The following is a 17,658-nucleotide window of genomic DNA, read 5'->3' as shown; positions in this document are numbered from 1 at the left end:
GCGGCGGGGGGCCAATGACCGTTCTGCAAGGAGATGGGCCGTGCTAGCTGGCTACATGTTTGGCGTCCTGGGCGGCGGGGGGCTGTCGCTGTTCGGGCAGCAACTCGTCAACGGCGTCACGACGGGGGCGCGCTATACCCTCGTCGCGATCGGCTTCACGATCGTCTTCGGCGTCATGAAGCTGATCAACTTCGCCCACGGCGACTACTTCACCGTCGGCGCCTTTTTCGGCATGACCGCCATCATCTCCACCGGGTCATGGCTGCACCTGCCCCTTTTCTTGCTGGTCGGCCTCGCCCTCGTCGCCGCGGTCGCCGGCTCGGTGGTCAGCGGCGTCCTTTCGGAACGGTTCGCGTTCAGGCCGATCGGCCGCAACGAGAAGGTCCCACTGCTCATGACCTCCCTCGGCGTCTCGCTCTTACTCCAGAACATAGTGATGATCGTCTGGGGCAAGGGATACCCACAGTTCCCAGCCATCCTGCCGTACGCCAAGTTCCTGTTTGCCGGGCTCGTGATCACGCCCGCGCAGATCGTGATCGTGATCACCTCGCTGGTGTTCATGATCGGCTGCCATCTCTACGTCCAGCGAACCAATGTCGGCAAGGCCATGCGAGCGATCGGTCTCGATCCCGGCACAGCCCTGCTCATGGGCATAAATGTCAACCGGGTGATCGTGATCGCCTTCGTCTTGAGCTCAGGTCTGTGTGGCGTGGCCGGCGTGATGTATGGATTGCAGTACGGCGCCCTCAACTATCTGATGGGCTTCGAGGCGGTCCTTAAAGCCTTCACCGCCGCTGTCCTCGGAGGCATGGGCAACATCCTGGGCGCGGTCCTCATGAGCTTCGCGCTGGGGGTGGTGGAGGCGTTGGTCGCCGGCTACGTATCTTCGGAATGGACCGACGCCATAGCCTTCGTCGTCCTCATCCTGATGCTCCTCTTCCGACCGTGGGGTCTGTTCGGCGAGCGAGTGGTCGAGAAGCTCTGATGGTGGGGATGCTGCAAGCGCTGGGTGAGAGGACGTCGAGGTTGCCGTTGGTGGGGGCCGGCCACAGCCGCCGGCGGACCGGCCTGCTGATTGCCGTCGCCGCGGCTTTTCCGCTGCTCGTACCCAACAACTATGTGCTGGCGATCTGCGTCGAAGCGAGCCTCTACATCATGTTGGCCTCGGGCATGGAGATCGTGGTCGGCTACACGGGGTTGATCGACCTCGGGTACATAGCCTTCTACGCGATCGGTGCCTACAGTTCGGCGCTGCTGGCCACTCACTACGGAATCAGCTTCTGGCTGCTGCTGCCGGTCGGAGCGATTCTGGCCGGCTTGGCGGGAGCGCTGCTGGGCTTTCCGGTGCTGCGGATGCGCGCGGACTACCTGGCCGTGGTCACGCTGGGCTTCGGCGAGATCATCCGCCTCAGCGTGCGCAACCTCGACTGGCTGACCGGAGGACCGAACGGCGTGGTCGGCGTACCCGCCGCCAACTTCTTCGGCATCGATCTGGTCGAACCGATGCAGCAGTACTACCTGGTGCTTCCCGCGACCGTGTTGATTCTGATCGCGGTGGCCCGCCTCGGCAACTCCAGATTGGGCCGCGCATGGATGTGCATCCGTGACAACGAGATCGCGGCCGAAGCCGTCGGTATCAACCTGGTAACCACCAAGCTCTTGGCCTTCGGCCTGGGCGCGACCTGCGCCGGCTTGGCCGGAGTCATGTTTGCCGCCATCCTGTCGGTCGTCACACCGGACAGCTTCTCGGTCTGGGAGTCGGTGACCGTCCTGATCATCGTCCTCATCGGCGGATCGGGTCGATTGCCTGGCGTCTTCGTCGGCGTCGCCGCGATGATCGTGCTGCCCGAAGCGCTGCGGGGGCTGCAGGATTACCGGTTCATCGTCTTCGGCATCGTACTGATCGGGATGATGATCTACCGGCCTCAAGGGCTGTGGCCGAACAAGGTGCGTCGGTACGCGCGGGGCGGAGGCGCCGCCGACCACCTCGGCGGCCGGGGCGCGACCCGGGTCACCCGACCCGGAGCGGCGACGGGCCCACTCCTACAGGTCCGCAACCTCACCAAGCATTTCGGGGGGTTGGCCGCTGTCGACGACTTGGACTTCGTGATCGAGGCCGGTCGGGTGACTGCCCTGATCGGGCCCAACGGCGCGGGCAAATCGACCGTGTTCAACCTCATCACCGGGTTCACCCGACCGGACCGGGGCGAAATCCTGTTCAAGGGCCGGCCGATCCATCACTGGCGGCCCAGCCGGATCGTGGATGCGGGGATAGCCCGCACCTTCCAATCGATCCGCCTGTTCGGCACCATGTCCGTGATCGAGAACGTGATGGCGGGATGTCACTCGCGCAGCCGCGCCAGTGTGCTCGGAATCGTGTTTCGCACCCCCAGGCAGCAGGCGGAAGAACGAGCGATCATCGCCAATTCATTTCGTCAGCTCGAATTCGTCGGCCTCGGAAACCTGGCCTACACGGAGGCCAAGAACCTCTCCTACGGCGACCAGCGGCGGCTGGAGATCGCGCGCGCGCTGGCGACCCAGCCGGAGCTGTTGATCCTGGACGAGCCGGCGGCCGGCATGAACGACCGCGAGCGCCTTGACCTGACGCAACTTATCAGGCAGATCGTTGACCTCGGAATAACGGTCTTGCTCGTCGAGCACACGATGCCGCTGATCATGGGCCTGGCCGATCAGATCGTCGTTTTGAATTACGGCCGCAGGATCGCCCAGGGTGCTCCAGAGACGATCCGGAACGATTCGGAGGTGATAGAGGCATACCTTGGCGTTGAAGACGATTCACTGTCTGCCTGATCGGGCCAGCGAATTGGGCACCGATTCAATTCTCGAACTGCGGGACCTGGACGTCTACTACGGCGACGTCCGCGCCCTTCGCGGACTATCGTTGCAACTCGGACGGTCTGAGCTGGTCGCACTCATCGGAGCCAACGGCGCGGGCAAGACGACGACGCTCAACACCATCTCGGGTCTGCTGCGGCCCCGCCGCGGCGCGGTCGTCTTCCAGGGACGCGACCTGCTCGGTGTGTCCGCTGATCAGCGCGTGCGAATGGGCATCTCGCACGTACCGGAGGGTCGCAGGATCTTCGGGACCCTGACGGTTCAGGAGAACTTGGACCTCGGCGCCTACGGCGCCTCCAACAGGCTGGCCGCGAAGCAAAACCTGGCCCGGATCTTCGACCTTTTTGCGGTGCTCGCCAACCGGCGCAAGCAACTGGCGGGAACCTTGAGCGGCGGCGAGCAGCAAATGTTGGCGATCGGCAGGGCGCTGATGGGTACCCCAAAGGTCCTGATGCTCGATGAGCCCTCGCTGGGCCTGGCACCGATGATGGTGCGCGCCATCGCCGAGGTGATATTGGGCATCAACAAGGCGGGGACTTCGGTCCTGCTCGTCGAGCAGAATGCCCGCCTGGCCTTGCGCCTTGCCACCCGCGCCTATGTCATCGAATCGGGCACCGTGAGTCTCGAGGGAGAGGCCAAAAGCCTCCTCACCGACGACCACGTGCGGGGGGCGTACCTGGGGGTCTAGAGGCGGGGATCTCCATCTGATCGGTGCGCCGCCCTGTCAAAGTCGGCTCCCGCGTCCATTCGCGTCAGCTGCTCGTACAGTTCGGGTCTCCGGAGCTCATAGAAACGCAGCACGTCCCTCGCGTCTTGAGCCCGCGCAGGATCAATGTCGGCAACCACCAACGCTTCCTCATCCCCCGCCTGAGACATGACCCGGCCCTCGAAATCGACGATCAGCGAGCGTCCGGGAAACCGCCGGCCGTCGGTGAAACCCGTGACCGGCCCGATCTTGTTGATCCCCGCCACAAAAAACGTGTTCTGAAACGCCATCGCCTGCAACTCCGCGTTCCACAGCGTTTCAATGATGAACTTCCGATATGAGGCTGTCGGCACAAACACCAGGTCGACACCCTGCAGTCCGAGGCTGCGCGCTCCTTCAAAAAAATGCCGGTCGTAGCAAATCTGGACCCCGATCCTGATTCCGAGCTGGACGTTGTCCCAGGTGGAGAATCCGGTCTGTCCCGGTTCGCAGTAATACGCTTCATCTGCCGTCTTCAGGTCCCCAGGGCTGTGGACGCGCGACCTGGCAATGTGAGACTTCTGGTATTTGCCCACGACGCCCTTGCCCGGTTCGATGAAGGCGGCCGTATTGAACCGCATGTCGCCTTGGCGTTCATAGAGCGGCAGGACCATGTGCACGCCATGGCGGGTCGCCAGTTCACTGGCGTGATCTGTCGAGGGGCCCGGAATCGGCTCCGCAAGTTCTCTGTATTTCGGATCCTGTATGAAACACGGGTAGGACGTGTTGGCAATTTCATGGAAGCCCAGTAGTTGCACGCCCTGGTCGGCTGCTCGCGCGACCATTCTGTCGATGGAAAGTAGGTTTTCATGCGTCGTGTCGGTACTGACGAACTGAGCCACACCGATTGTCACTGTCATGTCACAAGACCTCCTTTCAGCTGTCCACTGGCCCGCTGCTCTCGATCAACTTGTCCCCCGCCCGTCAACGCCCGGCCAGGCGAGGCGCCCTCTTTTCGAGGAACGCACGCAGGCTCTCGGCACGGTCCTCGGTACCGGCCACCCGCTCGACGAAGAGAAGATCGATCGCCTGCGCGCGTTCGAGGGGCAGATCCGCGCCAAGGCTGATCGTCTGGTTGCAGGCCTGGACCGACAGGGGTGGTTTGGAAGCTATCCGCTGGGCCAGCTCGAGGGCCGCCGGCAGAGCCTGGCCAGGACCGGCGAGGACGTCGACGAGTCCGATCCGGTAGGCCTCCCGCCCGTCGATGGAGTCACCCGTGAGCACCATCAGCTTGGTCCTCCCCTGGCCGATCAACCGGCTCAGCCGCTGCATCCCAGACCCTGGAACACCGCCGAGATTGATCTCCGGGAGGCCAAACGAAGCGTCTTCAGCCGCGACCCGAATGTCGCAGTAGACAGAGATCATGCAACCGCCACCAAGTGCATATCCGTTCATGGCAGCGATGACCGGGGCTTTCAGGCTGGCGATGCTGCGGCAAATGTTCTCGAAGCGCTGGTTGCGAGGTACCGCCTGTGCCGGGTCGGTGGCGTTCTCCAGGTTGAGCTCCTTGATATCGACCCCGGCCGAGAAGAGGCGATCCCCACCCGTGAGGATGACGACGTAGACGTCGCCTCGGCCCGCCAGCTCTTCGAAAGTTTGGGCGAGCTCCTCCCCCACTGCCTGGCTGAACGCATTCACCGGTGGCCGATCGACCGTCACGACGGCGACATGGCCGATCGTCTCCGTTCTGACGAACTGCTTCTCGGCTCCACTCACAGGCTCATCTCCTCTGGGCCACCAGGGTGATCGCGGGCTGAACCACGGCACGCTGCCCCTAGGAGCCGTTGCATATCAGATCTCGTAGATCATATGCCATCGAGATTGGGTCCTGCATTGAGGCCCCATCACGCACAGGCCCCGCGAAGGCGCGGCGCCGGCCAATCCCCTTGGACCAATGATTTAACAGCTTGGCTCTTGTAGCCAGGCAACGCCGCGCACTTGGTCTCCGCTTCTGGCCGCTTTGAGTTGACAGTGCTTGTCAACTCAACCGACACTCGCGCCATTACTGAATAGGAGGTGAACCCAAATGCGCAGATTCGTCATGTCGGCATTGCTGGCGGTCGTGGGCGTGGTGCTCGCGATCGCGCCCGCCGCAGCGAGCTCCATCGGCCCGACTCCGTAAAGTTAATCGCTAAATCGATCGCTGATCGGTCGGGCATGGCGGTATGCTCACCGCCATGCTCGACACCAGGTATCGTGGTCGCCGCCGCGGGATAGCCATCCGAGAGGGCTCGGTCCGCCAAGCGCGACTCGAGGCCAGGCTGAGCCTGGCCGACGTCGCCGCCGACCAGGTCAGCCGAACCGCGATCCACCTTGTTGAGTACGACCGGGTCAAGCCCTCCCTGGAAACCCTTCAGCTGATCGCCCGCCAGACTCGCAAGCCGATCGAGTACTTCCTGCTCGATCCAGGTGCACATCCAAGCCTGACCGAGCCGCAACAGGAGCTGCACGAACTCGAGCGGCTCACGTCGGTTCGTGACTTCGAGGCGGTCGTCAAGCTCGGGGTGACGGTCCTTGAGAAGCAGTGGAGCGAAGAAGCGCGAGCGCTCGTCCGTTTCTATCTCGGCCAAGCCCATTGCAGACTGGTGCAACCACAAGAGGCACTCGCCCACCTACCTCTGGCGCGTGCGCAATTCGAGCGGCAACAAGACGAGTGGCTGTCGGTCGAGGCGCTTGATTGGGAGGCGAGCGCCTGGGGGCTGCTGGAAGATCCAAAGGCCATCGCGCTTGCGAACCAAGCGCTGGAGCGCTGCCGCAAACTCGAACCGCAGGCGCCCCAATTGGAGGCTCGGATCCTGGGTCACATCGCCGGCATGTTCGTCGTGGGCGAATCCTGGGCCTTGGCGATCAGTCATTACGAAGCTGCCGTCGATGCGGCCGGTGCCGTGAAGGACCTGCTTCAGCTGGCGAAGATGCACCACGGTTTGGGTGCGGCATATCAGCGTCTGCGGCAGCCGGTCAGGGCCCGCCAGCACTTCGACAAGGCGCTGGCGCTTTACGCCATCGAGTCCGATTTGAGCGCTGTATATCGGGTCGAGAACGATCTCGGTCAGTTGCTTCTGCAGGCAGGGCAGATCGATTTGGCTGAACGACACCTCCTCACCGCCCTGGCCGGGGCCGAAGCACTCCGGATCGACCGGCGCGGCCGCGGCTTCATCCTGGCCAATCTCGCCGACGTCAGTCTGCGAAACGGTCGCCTGGAGGAGGCCCGAAGCTACCTGGATCAGGCCGAAGAGGTCGGGAAGGCGTTGGGTGAACGGATCGTCCTGGCTGACGTGCAGATGCTCCTCGGTCAGCTGAAAGAGCGGCAAGCCAACCCGCGCTCGGCGGACGATCACTTTCTGCAGGCGATCCGCATTCTCGGCGAGGGTGAGATGCGTGACCGCTTACGCGAGTGTCATATGAGATACGCGCAACTGCTCGACGACCGCGGAGATGTGAGCGCGGCGGCGCGCCAGTGGAAGTTGGCTGCCCATATCGGCAGATCGGCCGCCTTTGAGATCGCCTTGAATCGCTGGGATGAGGAGGCGCGCGTCTCCTAGCAGCAGATCGTGGCGCTGGACATGGCGTGGACCAGATCCCAGAATTGCCAGCGTGCGGCTGATTGTGGACCTGACGAGCGACGTGATCCGGCTCGAATTCATCGACCATGAGCTGAAGCGCAGGCGACGCGAGTCGGCGACCGGCGGAATCACCATTGAACGCGATCGAAAGGGTCAGGTCGTAGCCATCGAGCTCGCGCCCGCGTCCTCGTACACGCCAACCCCACAGCTCGTCCATGTCCTCGTCGCCGGGAACACGGCGACCGGTGAGGGCCCCAGCATCGAGGACCTGCAGCGTCTGATCGATCGGATGCGCACGGCGATGGACGGACGCGGGCAACCACCACGTGGCCGCCATGCCCTTGGTCGACGGACGCGCGGCAGGCGGGCCGGGGTCGTTCTGAAAACGGGCGCGCTGAAAGAGGCTCGGATGGCGGCTGGGCTCTCGTTGCAGGCACTGGGGGAGGGGATTGTTTCCAGAGCCGCTGTTCACATGTACGAGAGCGCCGATGTGCGTCCATCGCAAGAAGTCCTCTCCCAGCTCGCGGAGCGGCTGGGCCGACCGATCGATTTCTTCGTCGCGTAAGAGCGGGCGGGCGGCCATGTGGTGATACCAGCTCCGCAGCGACGACCCTCTCGCGCGCGTCTTCTTTACATGCGGGCAGGTGTTAGCCGCAACCACGTTGATCTGCAGGTGGCCGCTTAGAACATCTGGGTCGCCGCGACGAACGAGGAACAACGGATAAGGAATATCCGTCTACCCCAGTACGGTGAGCGGCCTTTACGTCAGGCCATCGGGTCCACCAGAGTCCACCGCAGTCCATTCGATAAGCTGTCAACTGGCATTGATTTGTCCTACCGGCTGTACTACCATTGGAATGTGGCTCAACGCCTGAAGAGGTCCATCTCGCTTCCGCCGGACCTGGCGAATGACATCGAGCGGGCAGCCGCCGCTGAGGGAACGACGGTGAGCGGATGGATTGCACGAACGGCAGCTCACCGCCTTCGTTTGGAAGCAGGCCGGCAGGCGATCGCCGGGTGGGAATCGGACCACGGCCCACTGACAGCAGACGAGCTCGCGGATGGTCTCGCCCGCGCCCGGGCGCTACTCGGCAAACGAAGTCGGCGCCGCCTGGCGAGTCTGCCTAGATAGATGCCCGGCGTCACCTACGACACCGGCGCCTTGGTTGCCGCCGAGCGCAACGACCGCCGAATGTGGGCGCTGCATGCCGGCTTCCTCGCCGGGGAAGTAGTGCCGACCGTCCCGGCACCGGTGCTTGCCGAAGCCTGGCGCGGTGGCCCTCGTCAGGCGAGCCTGGCCCGCTTCCTCGCACTTTGCGTAGTCGAGGCTATGAGCGAGGGTCAGGCAAAGGACGTGGGCGTTCTCGTTGGGCGCTCCAGCCACAGGAACATCGTTGACGTCGCCGTCGTCGAGGGTGCCATACGGCGTGGCGACGGGATTGTGACCTCAGATCCTCGCGACGTCCAGCACATCGTCGACGCCGCACGGGCCCGGGTCACCATCGCGACGATCTAGTTCAAGGCTGGGGCCGGTCGGATTTGCGCCCAGGTTCGAACTGGTTCCTGGACAGTTCGTTAACCGCGAAGTACAGGCGTTGCGCAGCATGCTCCAGAGAATACGGACGGATTAAAAGCACCCCACAATCGGACAGGCAGCGAGGCGGCCTTTTCTGCACACCGATACTTGACACGAGCAAGGTCGACAATCGAAGTCGCGCCGCGGCATCCGTTACTGGCTGTCTCGGTGCTCCTCGGGTTCTTCGTACCAGCGGACCCGGTCGCCAACGCGGCTGCGCAGGCGCCAACCGGTGGTCTTTGGAGCATCGTCGATGCCCCTCCAAAGCTCTCCCAGCCGGTCCGTGATGACCGCCGCCGCCTGCGCAGGCACCTTGTATTCCGGCAGGTTGGCGACGCAACGCTCCACCGTCTGCCTGGTGGTGCGCCACAGGCCCCAGTCCTTGGCGCACAGCACTGCGATGAAATCGACCTCAATCCCGTGGGAGCCTTCCCTCGAAAGTGGGTGGTGGTAGATCAGGTTGTAGATATCGCGCTGGTCGCGCTCGGTCAACTCCACCACCTGAAGCTTGGTCAGCAGCAGCTCGGCAAGTGGCACGGTCAGTGGGTCGCGGTTGAGCCGGTCCGCGATTGGGATCACGTGGCACATGCTGAACTGGCCCACGAAAACGTCGAGCTTGCGGTGGTTGGCGTGGTCGTAGAACAGCATCCGGCTAACCCCGTGCAGGGTGTTGAACATTTCGTCGCTGATGTAGCCGGCCGAGGTGATCAACTGTTCCGCGACGCGACGCTTGTCCTTGGTCGTGGCCAGGTCAATATCCTGATAAGACCGGGGCAGCAGCGGACCCTCGTCCGGAGACTGCAAACGGACCGCAACGCCGCCCAGCGCCCGGAGCATCACGTGCGCCGCCTCGCCGGCGGCAATGAGGCGCCTCGCCTCGGCCACCACATCTGGGTGTGGCTCGGCCGGACGCCCGTTTGCCCCCATCTTGTCCTCAGGCTAACCCGCGGTAAACAGGAAGTCGAGGGAGCTGCCGTCCTCGGCGATGTCCACCACCACGCCGCGCAGCAGGTCGGCGGCGTAGTCCGAGCCGGGGTTTAGGCACAGCGTCGTTCCGATCTTCTGCGCCCCCTTTGACTCGTGGATGTGGCCGTGTAGCGCGACAGACGGTTGATACTGCCTGATCGCGTTGCGCACGGCGGTGCTGCCCACCGGGATGATGCTCGGCCGCCCGCCGCGGATGACCGGCAGCAGGTTGGCGTCGAGCTCGGCCGCGAAGTCCAGTCCAGACGAATACGGAGGGTTGTGGAAGTTGAAGATCACCTCGCGGCCCTTGGGCACCGCGTCGAGCATCTTGGCCAGGCGCTTCGCGAGCTCAGGTTCGGGAAACTCGCGGTCGGTGTTCCACGGTGTCGGCGTGACGTCGCCGCAGCTGGCGAGCAGGGCGGGGCCCAGGTCGAAGAGCTCTCCCTCCGGGCAGTCGATCCGCGGCGCCGAATGCAGAACGGGATCGATCTCCAGCGGGTCGTCGTTGCCTGGCGTGATGATGCAGCGGATCCACGGATCGAGCCTTTCTTCCACCAGCTCTGCCCAGTGCTTGATTTGGGCGACGATCTCCCGCCTGAACTCCGTCGCCTGAGCAGCGGGGTCACGCTCCAGCCTGTCCACCTCCGAGTCATCTCGCAGCACGGAGTAGAAGCCGAGCTTGTTGATTTCACCGCGCAGCCGCTCCTCGTCGGCGCGCGGCACGGTGACAGTCTCGCCACGCACCGTCGCGGACAGCGTGGCCCCGTGGTCCCGGATGGGCACGAGGCCCTTGCCCGCGATGTCTCCACCCATAATGAGGACGGTCGCGTCGTAGGCCTTCGCAGCCGCGAGGAACTTGCGGAAGCAGCGCTCCGAACCGTGGATGTCGGTCGCGAAATAAAGACGGAGGGCGCGTTTGCGCCCTCCTTTACCAGCCAATGAAAATCAGCTCGCCGCCCGCCTTCACTCCGGAGGCAGCTCGCGCATGGCGAGACCGATATCAATCGAAGAAGTCTGCATTCGCCTTCGCCGCACGATGGTGTAGATGATCGGACCGGAGAAGAAGATCACGACCAGCGAACCGACCGAGGCGATGCTGAAAGCGCCGAACACGTTGGGCTGGGCAATGATGACGCCGACCGTGAACAGCGCCAGTAGAGTCGAGACACCGCCCCAAATGGTGGCGGTCGGGATTCCGCCCACCCGGTCGACGTCACCGGTGGCCGGGTTCTTAATGAGTTCCGGCCGGCGGTACGGCAGCGCGGCCGCAGAGATCGAGCCAGCGAGCAGCACCAGACCGAAGAAGAGCGCCAGGTTGGCTGAGATGTTCGCGATGTTGAGCACGGAGCTCAGGATGGTGAATCCGATGCCGAGGACGATGGCGAGGATCACGGCGTTGGTCGGCGCCGAGTTGCGCTCGCTGACCTTGGCCAGGCCGATGGGCAGCATGCGGTCGAAGGCGAGGGCAAAGATGACGCGCGTCACACAGGCCACGAACGCCAGGTCGACGGCGAGTTCCGCCGCCGGAACCGCGAGACCTATAAGGATCTTGCTGACCGGGTCGCTCGCAAGCACGAGGCCGTACCCGAGGCCTCCGGCGTTGGCCTGGAGGCTCGTGATGGCTCCATAATCGGACAGGCCTCCCGCCTGAGCCTGAGCTTGCATGAAATCGAGGCCGATGGTGTTCCGCATCAGTAGCCAGACCCCCACCCAGACCACGATCAGGAGCGCGAGGCTGATGACCGAGGCCCAGATGTAGGTGCTGCCCGGCTTCTTAAGCTCACCACCGACGTAGTAGGAGTACAGAACGCCGTTGTAGTTCAGGACCATGAAGGGGATGACCAGGAGCGAGGCGCCCAGGTCGACGCCGAGGGGCATCCCGTTCTTCCTGGCGAGGTTGATGACGTCGTTGTAAGCGGTGGCCTTACCGCTGTACGAGCCGAGGGCGTTGATGAAGTCCTGGTGCGAGTGAGTCGCCAGCAGGAAACCGAGGACCAAGAACGCCACCACCTGGAAGATGACCAGCACGAAGATGACCTGAGCGATGCGGCGCAGGGAGAAGATCGAACCGATGGCGACGATCACGAGCATGCCGACTGCGCACATCACGAGCCCCGGTGAGCAGGTGACCGTGAGGCAGGTCGTGGTGTTAGTGATGCTGGTGGCCGCGTTGATGAGCGCCGAGCTATTGAACGCTGATCCCAGACTGGTCAGGGCAAACGGCACATAAGTGGCAGCGAAGTTCGCGTTGGCGGAAAGCGTGTAGCTGAAGCCGACCGCCGTCGCGATGCCAACCATCGTCCCCACCGCGGGGGAGATGACGCGGGACATGTAGACGTACTCACCACCTGCGCGCGGGATCGCCTGTAATAGGTATTTGTACGAGAACATGGCCACGAACCAGATCGCCGCGCCTAGCAGCAGCGGCAGGATCATGTCGACGTTGCCGAAGTTGAAAAGACCCGAATAGAAGTTGACGAAAGTGTTCACCACCGCCACGGACGCAAGCGCGATACCGGTGGCCGCTGGAATGCCCAGTTCGCGGACCAGTCCTGACGACTGCCGTGTGAACAAGCCCGAAGACGCCGGAGCTTTACCGGCAGACGTAGCGATCGCCATCATTCCCCTCCTATGCTGGTCGGCAATGATTTCTTTGGAAGGTTCCAAAGGAAGTTTCAGCACCATATCCGAACCCCTGGCAACCGTCAAGACGTCGTTTGCGGTCTGTTCCAGTCCGTGATCTCGCTGACGGCGACCCAGCGCCGGCCCTCCGCGGCTGTTTCGATCGCTTGGCACACGGCCTGGACCAGGGCTCCCTGGTTGAAACCCGGCTCCCAGGGACCGTCCGGATATCGCTCCAGAAGATCGCCCAAGTGGTTGACGAAGCTCGAGCCGTAACCAACCCCCTGCCCGATCGGCCACCACGTGGCGGCGTAAGGGTGAGTCGGATGCTCGGCGCGAATGGTGCGCATGCCGTACAGACCAGGATCATCCGAGCCATCCCCGTACTTCAGCTCGTTGAGGCGCGCGTAGTCGAACACGAGCGTTCCGCGCTCGCCGTTGACCTCGATCGTGAAGTCACACGGCCGACGCGGGGCCAGGCGCGCCATCTCCAAAACTCCGCGCGCCCCGGATGTGAACCGAAGCAGCGCTGAGGAGGCTTCGTCGACCGACACCTTGAGTGCGCTTCCTCCGGCGGGGTTCGACCGCTCCTTGACGAACGTCTCGGACTGGGCCGCGACCTCCGCCACATCGCCCACCATCCATAGCGCCATGTCGATCAGGTGGCTACCGAGGTCCGCGATGGTGGTCGCGCCCATAGGCCTGTCGAAGCGCCAGTCAAACGGGATCGCGTGGTCGACGAACTCGTCCGACAGCCAGACCGCTCGCCATAGGCGCACCTTGCCGACCGCGCCCTCATCGATCATGCGCTTCATCAGCGACACAGCCGGCAGCCGGCGGTAGTTGAAGCCGACGGCGTTCAGCACCCGGGCCTTTTCAGCCGCGGTGGCAGCGCTGCGCGCCTCCGCGTAGGTCACGGCCAGCGGCTTTTCGCAGATCACGGCCTTGCCGGCCTGCGCCGCGGCCGTCGCGATCTCGGCGTGCGTGCCGGGCGGCGTGCAGATGTCGACGATGTCGATGTCCTTGCGCGAAACCAGTTCGCGCCAGTCCTCCGTCCATTCGGCGAATCCATAAGCGTCGGCCGCGCGCGCCACCCGTTGCCTGTCGCGGCCGCTGATCAGCACCAGCTTGGGACGTACCCCGACCTTCCGCAGCGACGGCAAGGCCGTGTAGGCATAGGAGTGGGCGCGACCCATCATCCCGTAGCCCGCGATGCCAATTCGAACCTCACGTTCTGCCATCCGGCTCAGCTCTTGCCCGAAGCCGCGGCGGCACTCTCAGCAGCGACCACGGCCTCCGTCACATCGCGTCCTCCGGCGCCCTGGAGGCTGCCTCCCCTCGCATAGTGGGCGAAGCTCTCAGCCTGGTTGCGCAACGCGGCCATGAACACAGCGTCGGCGTCGGGCGGCCAGAGGAAGCGGACCTCCTCCCAGTCGCGCGTGCCGTGAACCTCGACCTTGCACACGTCGCCGAGCGGGAACCGCCGGCCAAGCGACACGATGGTGGTGCTCCCCCCCGACATCCGGCCCAGCGCCTGCGCGCTCTCCGGGTCGCCCGGCCAAGGTTCGAGCGCCACTCCGCTATCCATTGCTTCCACGCTTTCGAACTCCTGGCCGGTCAGCCACCGGGCCTGGTCGAACTCATGCACGCCCATGTCGATGAAGATGCCGCCGCTGTGGGCGCGGAACGCCACGCCTGGGGGCACGCCGTCCCATTGGTAGCAGCCCACCTGGTATATCTCGCCCAGCTCGCCCTGTTCGATGCGGGCCCGCAGGCGCCTGAGCGAGGGAACGAACCGGCGCCAGAAGCCGATCTGCAGCGGAATGCGGGCCTGCTCCGCAAGACCGCTCGCCTCGCGCGCCTCGGCAGCGCTGACGCCGAGCGGCTTCTCGCACAGGATGGGGAGCCGCGCCCCGACAAGGCGCCGCACCGTTTGAAGGTGCTGGTCGCTAGGCACACACACGATCACGCCGTCGATGCCACCCGCATTCACCATCGACTCCAGGCTGTCGTAGACCTTGGCTCCCGAGTCCGCCATTTCCTGGCGCGTCGCCTCCACCGGCTCGGCGATGGCCGTCACAGCGACGTGCTCAGACGCGGCAATCGCCGCCATGTGGTTGCGGCCCATGCGGCCGGCGCCGGCGAGACCGATCCGGAACGGCACCATCAGAAGCCCTTGTCTTGGAGGAACTCGCGGTTGGCGCGTTGGTCCACGGCCGGACGGCCGAGCGGGTTGTCGGGGTCGGGCAGCACGTCCTGCTCCACCACGAGCCAGCCCGAGTAGGAGCTGCGCACGTAGTCGAGGACGCTGTCCAGGTCCAGGTCGCCATCGCCCAGCCGGCAGAACGCTTTGCGCTTCCAGATCTCATCCACCGGCGCCACCTCGCGGACGATACCTTCGACCACCGACTGCCGCGCGTCCTTCAAGTGCAGATGATTGATCCTCGAACCCCACTCGCGGATCTTCTTCGCAGGGTCGCCGCCGCCGAGCAGCAGGTGGCCGGTGTCAAGGCACAGGCCGATGGTGGTCAGCTCGAGCACTTTCTCGATCTCCCAGGACGCTTCAATGTGCGTCCCGGTCTCGTGGTGGAAGGTCGGCTCGTAGCCGCGTGCGGCGCAAACCTCCTGCGCCATCGCTACGCCCTCCGCGAACCGCTTCCAGCCGTCGGAGTCGAAGCCGAGCGAGCGATCGATTGCCGCTTGGGCCGGGCGCCCCCGGCGCAGGTCGCTCGAGGCGTCGGCCAGCGTCGGCTTGGGCTTGAGCCCGCCGAGTACGGACACCGAGTCGAACACATCGAGCAGGCCCGAAAGGCCCGGCACGGCCGCACGCATGGCCGCCGGATCGCTGAAGGGGAGCTCGAAGAACCCGCCGGCGAGGCCGAGGCCGCGACCGGAGAGCGCCTGCAGCAATTCCGAGCCTTGGCCGAAGTAACCCACCGGACCCAGGTCTATGCCCTGGTATCCCGCGGCGGCGACCTCATCGAGCACCATCGGGCCGTCGGGGACGCCCGGAAGGATGCCGACCGTCAGCTCGAAGGCGCCGTAGCTCACGGGAGCGTTGGCGACGACGACATTGCCCTTGGGGCTCGCGGCCGCGCTCACAGGGCGGTCTCGCTCGGCCTCGCCACACCCTGGCGCGCGCGGTGGCCCTTCACCACCGCCTCGCACAGCGCGATGTCGTGCAGCGCCTCCACGCCTGAGGTCCGCGGCTCGCGCCCGGTCGTGACGCATTCGTGGAAGTGCACCAGTTCCTCTTTGAAGCTCTCCTGATACGACGTGACCTCCTCCTTGCGTGAGGCGCGCGGTGTGGTCTCGTCGCCCTCTTCCGTGATGAGCAGCGTCGGCATGCTGCGGAGGAACGGCGACGGGAACGACAGCGTCACTCGGCGAGTCGGCGAGTACAGCGCGAACTCCATCTCGTAGCGCGCGATGACCGGGAGGTCGATCCAGGCGAAGACGCACTGGATGTCGCCGAAGGTTAGAACCGTGGTGAGGCCGCTCTTGCGGATGTCCGCGAAATCGAGCCGGTCGGGTTCGCCCAGCGCACCGCGCATGGCGCTGAACTCGTGGACGAGGCTGTCGAGCAGCACGTAGCGGTAGCCCCAGCGAGAGAGCTCGTCGGCGTCGCCGAGCGCTTCGGTCAGCCGCTTCTCGTCGTCGTCTTTCAGGTCACGGAGGACGTCGTCCGGCAGCGGTCCGCCGCGGAACAACCGGTACTGGTGAACGTAGGGCGAGATCGGGGATTCAAGCGTTGTGACCCGCAACAGGCGCGGGTCGGGCATGCGCTTCGCCTCTTCCACGAAGCGGAGGTAGGCGGGGTCGTAGCGCTTGTTGTAGGCGACCATCAGCGTCTTCTTCGACTTGCGCGACGCCTCGATCATGGCGTGGCCCTCGGCCACTGAGAAGCACATCGGCTTCTCTACCAGCACGTGCTTTCCCTCCTTCGCTGCCGCGATCGCGATCGGCGCGTGGCTGCCAGGGGTGAGCACGATGACGGCGTCGATCGGTTCGGCGATGAGGTCCTGCCATTTCGCGAACCTCCGCGCCACCCCGTACTCGGCGCCGACAGCATCAAGAACCTCGGGCGAGAGGTCCGCGATGGCCGCGATCTCGTATCGGTCGGACAGCTCACGGAGGTAGTTGAGATGCATAACCTGCGCGACCAGGCCACAGCCAACCAAACCCACCTTCAACCTCTCAGTCATGCCCCACTCCACGCATTCGTTCTGCCAGAAGAATCGTTCCCTGGAACGTTCCACGGAACGTATCCGAAACCGGCTGGCATGTCAACGCGCGGTTTTCGCCACACCGGTTGAACCACGCACCACCAGGGTCACGGGCAGGGTGCGATGCTCGAGGCGGCGCGGCGCCCGCCCGGAGATGCGCTCGTTGAGTAGTTTGAGCGCGGCGGCGGCAAGCTCGGGCTGCGGCTGGCGCATGGTCGAGAGATTGATGCGGGCAAGTCCGGCGGTCACCACATCGTCGAACCCGATGACCGACAGCTCCGCCGGCACCTTCACACCGAGGCGGTCGGCCGAATCGAGCACCTCGATCGCGCCGTAGTCGTTCGACGACACGATCGCCGTGATGCGATCGGCCACGATCGATGCGACCTGGCGGTCGCGCGCGTTGGCGGTCAGCTGGTCCGGCGGACCGCCCCAATGAAAGACAGCCGGGCGGAGGCCTGCGGCCTCCAGCGTGGCGCGATAGCCCGCTTCGCGCTCGCGGTCCGCGACGTCCTCCACGAGCGGGTCGGCGACATAGGCGATGCGCTTGTGGCCGAGATCGATCAGGTGCTGGGTCGCCGCCTTGGCCCCGGCTCGATCGTCGGCGGAAACGCTGTCGCACCAGTCGCACACGCAGGAAACCGAGACCGCTGGGACGCGGCCGACTGCGCGCTTCGCCGCAGCCGACTCGACCGGTTGTGACAGGAAGACGATGCCCGCGGCGCGGTGCTCGACGAAGCCCTCCAGACCGTCCAGCTCCGCTTTGGCCACGCCCTGCGTGTTGCAGAACATCGGGCGGTATCCCTGGCGCGCAGCCTCGTAGGCGATGTGGCTCGCCATCTCGGCGTTGAACGGGTTACCCAGATCGCCGACCACCACACCGAGCGTGGTCGTGCGCTGGAGGACGAGGTGGCGGGCGAGGACGTTCGGCCGGTACGAGAGCTTCGACACCGCTTCCAAGACACGCGCCTTGGTCTGCGGCGTCACGCCCAGCGAACCGCGGATCACATTGGAGACGGTCGACTTCGACACGCCCGCGATCCGGGCCACGTCGATGATCGTCGCGTCGCGGCCTGGCGGCTTGCGTGCCGTGCTCATGTCTCC

At 64.8% G+C, this 17,658-nt stretch carries 16 protein-coding genes; 6 read left to right on the top strand and 10 right to left on the bottom strand.

Annotation, left to right across the window (positions count from 1 at the left end; all coding sequences use genetic code 11):
* The first annotated feature begins 88 nt into the window (after positions 1-88).
* The 3 genes from EPN29_02100 to EPN29_02090 are packed head-to-tail and all read left to right on the top strand — an operon-like array spanning position 89 to position 3,544.
* On the top strand, positions 89-985 hold the full coding sequence (locus EPN29_02100) for a branched-chain amino acid ABC transporter permease (GenBank protein TAN34725.1): 897 nt from the start codon (positions 89-91) through the stop codon (positions 983-985).
* Complete coding sequence (locus EPN29_02095; GenBank protein ID TAN34687.1) at positions 892-2,811, top strand: ATP-binding cassette domain-containing protein; 1,920 nt, start codon at positions 892-894, stop codon at positions 2,809-2,811. The genes EPN29_02100 and EPN29_02095 overlap by 94 nt, the downstream gene beginning before the upstream one ends.
* Positions 2,812-2,839: 28 nt before the next feature.
* The gene (locus tag EPN29_02090) at positions 2,840-3,544 is read left to right on the top strand and encodes an ABC transporter ATP-binding protein (protein ID TAN34724.1); all 705 of its coding nucleotides are present in this window, start codon (positions 2,840-2,842) and stop codon (positions 3,542-3,544) included.
* Here the strand turns inward: EPN29_02090 and EPN29_02085 are convergent.
* Both EPN29_02085 and EPN29_02080 read right to left on the bottom strand, forming a co-directional pair.
* On the bottom strand, positions 3,541-4,461 hold the full coding sequence (locus EPN29_02085; protein TAN34686.1) for a carbon-nitrogen hydrolase family protein: 921 nt from the start codon (positions 4,459-4,461) through the stop codon (positions 3,541-3,543). The genes EPN29_02090 and EPN29_02085 overlap by 4 nt on opposite strands.
* Before the next feature lie 64 nt (positions 4,462-4,525).
* Positions 4,526-5,368 (bottom strand): hypothetical protein, encoded by an 843-nt coding sequence (locus tag EPN29_02080; protein TAN34685.1) that lies wholly within the window; start codon positions 5,366-5,368, stop codon positions 4,526-4,528.
* A 398-nt stretch (positions 5,369-5,766) separates the two neighbouring features.
* Between EPN29_02080 and EPN29_02075 the strand changes: the two genes are divergently transcribed.
* From EPN29_02075 to EPN29_02065, 3 genes are all read left to right on the top strand, one after another.
* On the top strand, positions 5,767-7,143 hold the full coding sequence (locus tag EPN29_02075) for a tetratricopeptide repeat protein (protein ID TAN34684.1): 1,377 nt from the start codon (positions 5,767-5,769) through the stop codon (positions 7,141-7,143).
* Positions 7,121-7,729 carry an XRE family transcriptional regulator gene (locus EPN29_02070; GenBank protein ID TAN34683.1) on the top strand — a complete coding sequence of 203 codons (609 nt, stop codon included), beginning with the start codon at positions 7,121-7,123 and terminating at the stop codon, positions 7,727-7,729. Before EPN29_02075 ends, EPN29_02070 begins: the two co-directional genes overlap by 23 nt.
* Positions 7,730-8,296: 567 nt before the next feature.
* Entirely contained in the window at positions 8,297-8,680 is a 384-nt protein-coding gene (locus EPN29_02065; protein TAN34682.1) for a twitching motility protein PilT, read from the top strand.
* Between the two features lie 213 nt (positions 8,681-8,893).
* Here EPN29_02065 and EPN29_02060 read toward each other — a convergent pair whose 3' ends face one another.
* Genes EPN29_02060 through EPN29_02025 form a run of 8 tightly spaced genes read right to left on the bottom strand, consistent with a single transcriptional unit; the run spans position 8,894 to position 17,652 of the window.
* Positions 8,894-9,667 (bottom strand): hypothetical protein, encoded by a 774-nt coding sequence (locus EPN29_02060; protein ID TAN34681.1) that lies wholly within the window; start codon positions 9,665-9,667, stop codon positions 8,894-8,896.
* A gap of 12 nt (positions 9,668-9,679) precedes the next feature.
* Entirely contained in the window at positions 9,680-10,645 is a 966-nt protein-coding gene (locus EPN29_02055; GenBank protein ID TAN34680.1) for a metallophosphoesterase, read from the bottom strand.
* A 24-nt stretch (positions 10,646-10,669) separates the two neighbouring features.
* Complete coding sequence (locus EPN29_02050) at positions 10,670-12,391, bottom strand: APC family permease (protein ID TAN34679.1); 1,722 nt, start codon at positions 12,389-12,391, stop codon at positions 10,670-10,672.
* Between the two features lie 20 nt (positions 12,392-12,411).
* Entirely contained in the window at positions 12,412-13,569 is a 1,158-nt protein-coding gene (locus EPN29_02045) for a Gfo/Idh/MocA family oxidoreductase (GenBank protein TAN34678.1), read from the bottom strand.
* A gap of 5 nt (positions 13,570-13,574) precedes the next feature.
* The gene (locus tag EPN29_02040; GenBank protein ID TAN34677.1) at positions 13,575-14,495 is read right to left on the bottom strand and encodes a gfo/Idh/MocA family oxidoreductase; all 921 of its coding nucleotides are present in this window, start codon (positions 14,493-14,495) and stop codon (positions 13,575-13,577) included.
* Entirely contained in the window at positions 14,495-15,559 is a 1,065-nt protein-coding gene (locus tag EPN29_02035) for a hypothetical protein (GenBank protein ID TAN34676.1), read from the bottom strand. The genes EPN29_02040 and EPN29_02035 overlap by 1 nt, the downstream gene beginning before the upstream one ends.
* On the bottom strand, positions 15,427-16,587 hold the full coding sequence (locus tag EPN29_02030; protein ID TAN34675.1) for a Gfo/Idh/MocA family oxidoreductase: 1,161 nt from the start codon (positions 16,585-16,587) through the stop codon (positions 15,427-15,429). The genes EPN29_02035 and EPN29_02030 overlap by 133 nt, the downstream gene beginning before the upstream one ends.
* Positions 16,588-16,614: 27 nt before the next feature.
* Entirely contained in the window at positions 16,615-17,652 is a 1,038-nt protein-coding gene (locus EPN29_02025; protein TAN34674.1) for a LacI family transcriptional regulator, read from the bottom strand.
* Positions 17,653-17,658 lie beyond the last annotated feature (6 nt).

The organism is bacterium, from assembly GCA_004299235.1.
Lineage (GTDB): Bacteria > Chloroflexota > Dormibacteria > Dormibacterales > Dormibacteraceae > SCQL01.
Note: the sequence above shows the minus strand (reverse complement) of the source record. Positions and strands in the feature narration are given on the sequence as shown.

Excerpts from the sequence above, each read along its gene's own strand:
- EPN29_02095 (TAN34687.1), top strand. The coding sequence starts at position 892 with ATGGACCGACGCCATAGCCTTCGTCGTCCTCATCCTGATGCTCCTCTT.
- EPN29_02025 (TAN34674.1), bottom strand. The coding sequence starts at position 17,652 with ATGAGCACGGCACGCAAGCCGCCAGGCCGCGACGCGACGATCATCGAC.
- EPN29_02050 (TAN34679.1), bottom strand. The coding sequence starts at position 12,391 with ATGGTGCTGAAACTTCCTTTGGAACCTTCCAAAGAAATCATTGCCGAC.
- EPN29_02070 (TAN34683.1), top strand. The coding sequence starts at position 7,121 with ATGAGGAGGCGCGCGTCTCCTAGCAGCAGATCGTGGCGCTGGACATGG.
- EPN29_02040 (TAN34677.1), bottom strand. The coding sequence starts at position 14,495 with ATGGTGCCGTTCCGGATCGGTCTCGCCGGCGCCGGCCGCATGGGCCGC.
- EPN29_02065 (TAN34682.1), top strand. The coding sequence starts at position 8,297 with ATGCCCGGCGTCACCTACGACACCGGCGCCTTGGTTGCCGCCGAGCGC.
- EPN29_02075 (TAN34684.1), top strand. The coding sequence starts at position 5,767 with ATGCTCACCGCCATGCTCGACACCAGGTATCGTGGTCGCCGCCGCGGG.
- EPN29_02085 (TAN34686.1), bottom strand. The coding sequence starts at position 4,461 with ATGACAGTGACAATCGGTGTGGCTCAGTTCGTCAGTACCGACACGACG.
- EPN29_02060 (TAN34681.1), bottom strand. The coding sequence starts at position 9,667 with ATGGGGGCAAACGGGCGTCCGGCCGAGCCACACCCAGATGTGGTGGCC.
- EPN29_02035 (TAN34676.1), bottom strand. The coding sequence starts at position 15,559 with ATGCGTCACGACCGGGCGCGAGCCGCGGACCTCAGGCGTGGAGGCGCT.
- EPN29_02045 (TAN34678.1), bottom strand. The coding sequence starts at position 13,569 with ATGGCAGAACGTGAGGTTCGAATTGGCATCGCGGGCTACGGGATGATG.